2 protein-coding genes and 1 pseudogene are annotated in these 3,809 nt (G+C 65.7%); all 3 read left to right on the forward strand.

Annotated elements, in window-relative coordinates; translation table 11 throughout:
- Positions 1-365: 365 nt before the first annotated feature.
- The gene (locus tag EOD07_RS26165) at positions 366-2,135 is read left to right on the forward strand and encodes an acyl-CoA dehydrogenase family protein (RefSeq protein WP_127237470.1); all 1,770 of its coding nucleotides are present in this window, start codon (positions 366-368) and stop codon (positions 2,133-2,135) included.
- A gap of 26 nt (positions 2,136-2,161) precedes the next feature.
- Positions 2,162-2,917, forward strand: a complete 756-nt coding sequence (locus EOD07_RS26170; protein ID WP_127237471.1) for a crotonase/enoyl-CoA hydratase family protein — start codon at positions 2,162-2,164, stop codon at positions 2,915-2,917.
- A gap of 288 nt (positions 2,918-3,205) precedes the next feature.
- A pseudogene (locus EOD07_RS26175) lies at positions 3,206-3,809 on the forward strand (hypothetical protein); the annotation flags it as partial.

The raw sequence follows: 3,809 nt of genomic DNA on the forward strand, positions 1-3,809 counted from the left end.
TTGCGGCGGTCCAGAATTCTGCTCCGCTGCGCTCTACGGTCAAGGTAACGGAATGGATCCTCGGGTCTACGCGCGTCGCTTCGCTCCTTGCTCCGCCCGTGGATGACGAAGTTCGGATGCTTCGGCTAATCTCCAAAGTGAGCCGTTTCGTTGGAGGGCAAGCGTCGCGAGCCTTCGTGGTTGGCCGAAGCGCTCGTTGGGGTCCCCAGCCCGCGGTCTCACTTCCCCGCGGATGACGAAGCCTGCGCCCATGCAAAATCCGCGTGACAAAGTTTGACGTTTACGTAAAAAGAAGGCGCGAAATCGACGCATGGTTTCGCTTCGGCCATGCATTACGATCGGCCGGAACGGAAGGAGGAGCAGACATGTATCGCGCACCGGTCGAGGACATCGCCTTCACGCTGAAGCAGGTGGCGGGGCTGAAGCCGGCGCTGGACGCCGGTATTTTCGGCGATCTCGGCGAGGACCTTGTCGACGCGATCCTGGCCGAGGCGGGACGTTTCGCCAGCGAGGAGGTGGCTCCGCTCTACAAGATCGGCGACGAGCATGGCGCGGTGCTCAAGGACGCCGCCGTCACCACGCCGCCCGGTTGGAAGGAGCTCTACCGTCGCTGGATCGAGGGCGGCTGGAACGCGCTGTCCGGTCCGGAAGAATTCGGCGGCCAGGGCCTGCCCACCATGCTCGGCGTCGCCGCGCTCGAAATGTGGAACTCCGCCGCCATGGCCTTCGGCATCGGCCCGACGCTGACCATGGGCGCGGTCGAGGCGCTCGCCAAGCACGCCTCGGAGGAACTCAAGGCCAAATATCTCGCCAAGCTCGTCTCGGGCGAGTGGATGGGCACGATGAACCTGACCGAGCCGCAGGCAGGCTCGGACCTCGCGGCCCTGCGCAGCCGCGCCGAGCCGGTCGGCGACGGCACCTATCGCATCTTCGGCCAGAAGATCTTCATCACCTATGGCGAGCACGATTTCACCGACAACATCGTCCATCTGGTGCTGGCGCGGCTGCCCGACGCGCCCGCCGGCACGCGCGGCATCTCGCTGTTTCTGGTGCCGAAATTCTTCGTCAATGACGACGGCTCGCTCGGCGCCCGCAACGACGTCTTCTGTTCGGGTCTCGAGCACAAGCTCGGCATCCATGCCTCGCCAACCTGCACCATGATCTATGGCGACGGCTTCCAGGGCGCGACGCCCGGCGCAATCGGCTGGCTGATCGGCGAGGAGAACAAGGGGCTCGCCTGCATGTTCACGATGATGAACAACGCCCGCCTTGCCGTCGGCATGCAGGGCGTGGCCGTGGCCGAGACCGCCACGCAGAAGGCGATCGCCTATGCCAATGAGCGCCGCCAGGGCAAGGCTTCCGCCTATTCCGGCTCCGGCATGGCGCCGATCGTCCATCACCCGGACGTGCAGCGCAATCTCTTGACCATGAAGGCGCTGACCCAGATCGCCCGCTCGATCAGCTATTCCTGCGCGCATGCGATCGACCGCGCGCGCGTCGGCGAGGGCGAGGCCGGCGCCAAATGGCACGACCGCGCCAGCCTGCTGACGCCGCTCGCGAAAGCCTTCTCCACCGACGTCGGCGTCGAAGTCGCCTCGCTGGGCGTCCAGGTGCATGGTGGCATGGGCTTCATCGAGGAGACAGGTGCCGCCGCGCTTTATCGCGATGCGCGCATCGCGCCGATCTATGAGGGCACCAACGGCATCCAGGCGATCGATCTGGTAGCGCGAAAACTGCCACTCGGCGGCGGCGAGCATGTGCATGGCTACATCGGCGAATTGAAGGCCGTGGCCGACGCAGTGCGCACCTCCAACGTCGACGGCTTCGGTCGCACAGCCGACAATCTCGACCGCGCGCTGGCCGATCTCGACGAGGCGACGCGCTTCCTGCAGAAGCTCATGGCCGACGGCAAGGCCAACGCCGCGATGGCCGGCGCCACGCCCTATCTGCGCCTCATCTCGCTTGCCGCCGGCGGCGCCTATCTGGCGCAGGGCGGGCTCGCCGACCGCGGCCGCATCCCGCTTTGCCGCTTCTTCGCCGAAAACCTGCTCGGCGAGACGCGCGCCTTGAAGGAGCGCGTCATCGACGGCGCCGAAAGCCTCGCCGCCGCCGGCAAGGCGCTGATTTCCGCTTAAGCATCCTGACGTTCAAGGGACCAATCGTGACAGACCATATCCTCGTCGAGCGCCAGGGCGCCGTACAGATCATCCGCATCAACCGCCCCGACAAGAAGAACGCGCTGACCCGCGCCATGTATGCGAAAATGTCGGCGGCGCTCACCGAAGGCGATGCCGATCCGGCGGTTCGCGTGCATGTCTTCCTCGGCGTTCCAGGCGCCTTTTCCTCCGGCAATGACCTTGCCGATTTCCTGGTCATCGCCACAGGCGGCGAGGGCGGCAACGAGGTCTGGGATTTCCTGATGGCGCTGGCGAGGTCGCAGAAGCCGATGGTGTCGGGCGTCGACGGCATTGCGGTGGGCATCGGCACCACGCTCAATCTGCATTGCGACCTCACCTTCGCCACGCCGCGCACGCTCTTCCGCACGCCCTTCGTCGACCTCGGGCTGGTGCCGGAAGCCGGCTCCAGCCTGATCGCGCCGCAGCTCCTGGGGCGGCAGGGCGCCTTCGCGCTGCTCGGCCTCGGCGAAGGCTTTTCGGCCGAGCGCGCCAAGGCCGCCGGCATGATCTACGACGTCGTCGCGGAAGACGCGTTGGAAAGCGCGGTGCTGGCCGCCGCCGACGGCATCGCCGCCAAGCCGCCGCAGGCGCTGAAGATCGCGCGCGACCTGATGCGCGAGCCGCGCGAAGCGCTCGTCGCCCGCATCAAGGTGGAAAGCGAGCATTTCCGCGAGCGGCTGACCTCCGAAGAGGCGCGCGCCGCGTTGACGGCATTCATGACGAGGAAGAAGGCGACCTGATCCCGCGACACTGTCAGGTTGTGTCAGCTGCGGGCGAAACTCGCGTCAGACGAGAATTTTGGTCTGTACACCCGGGGCCCTTCGCCTTATCTCGTAAATCCGACGGGGCAGGGGCTAGAGCAATTCCAGGAAAAGTGCGCAGCGGTTTTCCATCGGGAATTGTGTCAAGCAAGGACTGGAGTGCGAAGCACCCTGGTCGGTGGAGAGGACATGGCCCGCAAAATTGTCGCCCACGCGCAAATCTTCCGAAATGATCAGAGGCCTGCATTGACGGATTGAGCGTCCGACATGCTTGCCGTTGCCGTAAGACCGCTGGCGCTGACCCTGAAGCTCTGGTGGCGCTTCTGGCCGCAACTGGTCGCCATCGTGCTTCTGGGCATCGTGTTCGGCGACCTGTTCATGCAGGTCGCCGCGCGCGCCGCCTTGCTCAACCACATGGCGGGACTGGCTTTGCTGACGCTGGTGGCGCTGACACAGCTCATCGTCACCGTCGCCATGTTCCAGACGCTGCTGCCGGCCTTGCCGGCCGTCCAGGCCGCGCAGCAGGCGGCCCAGGGCGAAAGCGAAACCGGGCCTGCCGGCGGCAGCGCGCGGCTGGCGCGCATGATCACCGTCGCGCTGCTGCCCTTTTTCGCCTATTACGCCGCCTGGGGTTTTCTCGGCGACACGGTGCGGCAATATTCGCGCGTCGCGCTCGACATGGCGCCTTTCGGCGAGGGCGCCGGCAATGTGCTCGATGTGCTGGATTCGCGCTGGCTGATCGTGTCGGTCGTTATCTCCTGGCTGATCAGGCGCTTCGCCACCGCCATGCAGAAGCGCGGCGGCTCGCGCTCCTTCTGGCAGATCGTCGTGGTCATTTGCGAGACCAACTGGATATTCATCGGTCTCTACG

It is taken from the genome of Mesorhizobium sp. M2C.T.Ca.TU.002.02.1.1 (assembly GCF_003997225.1).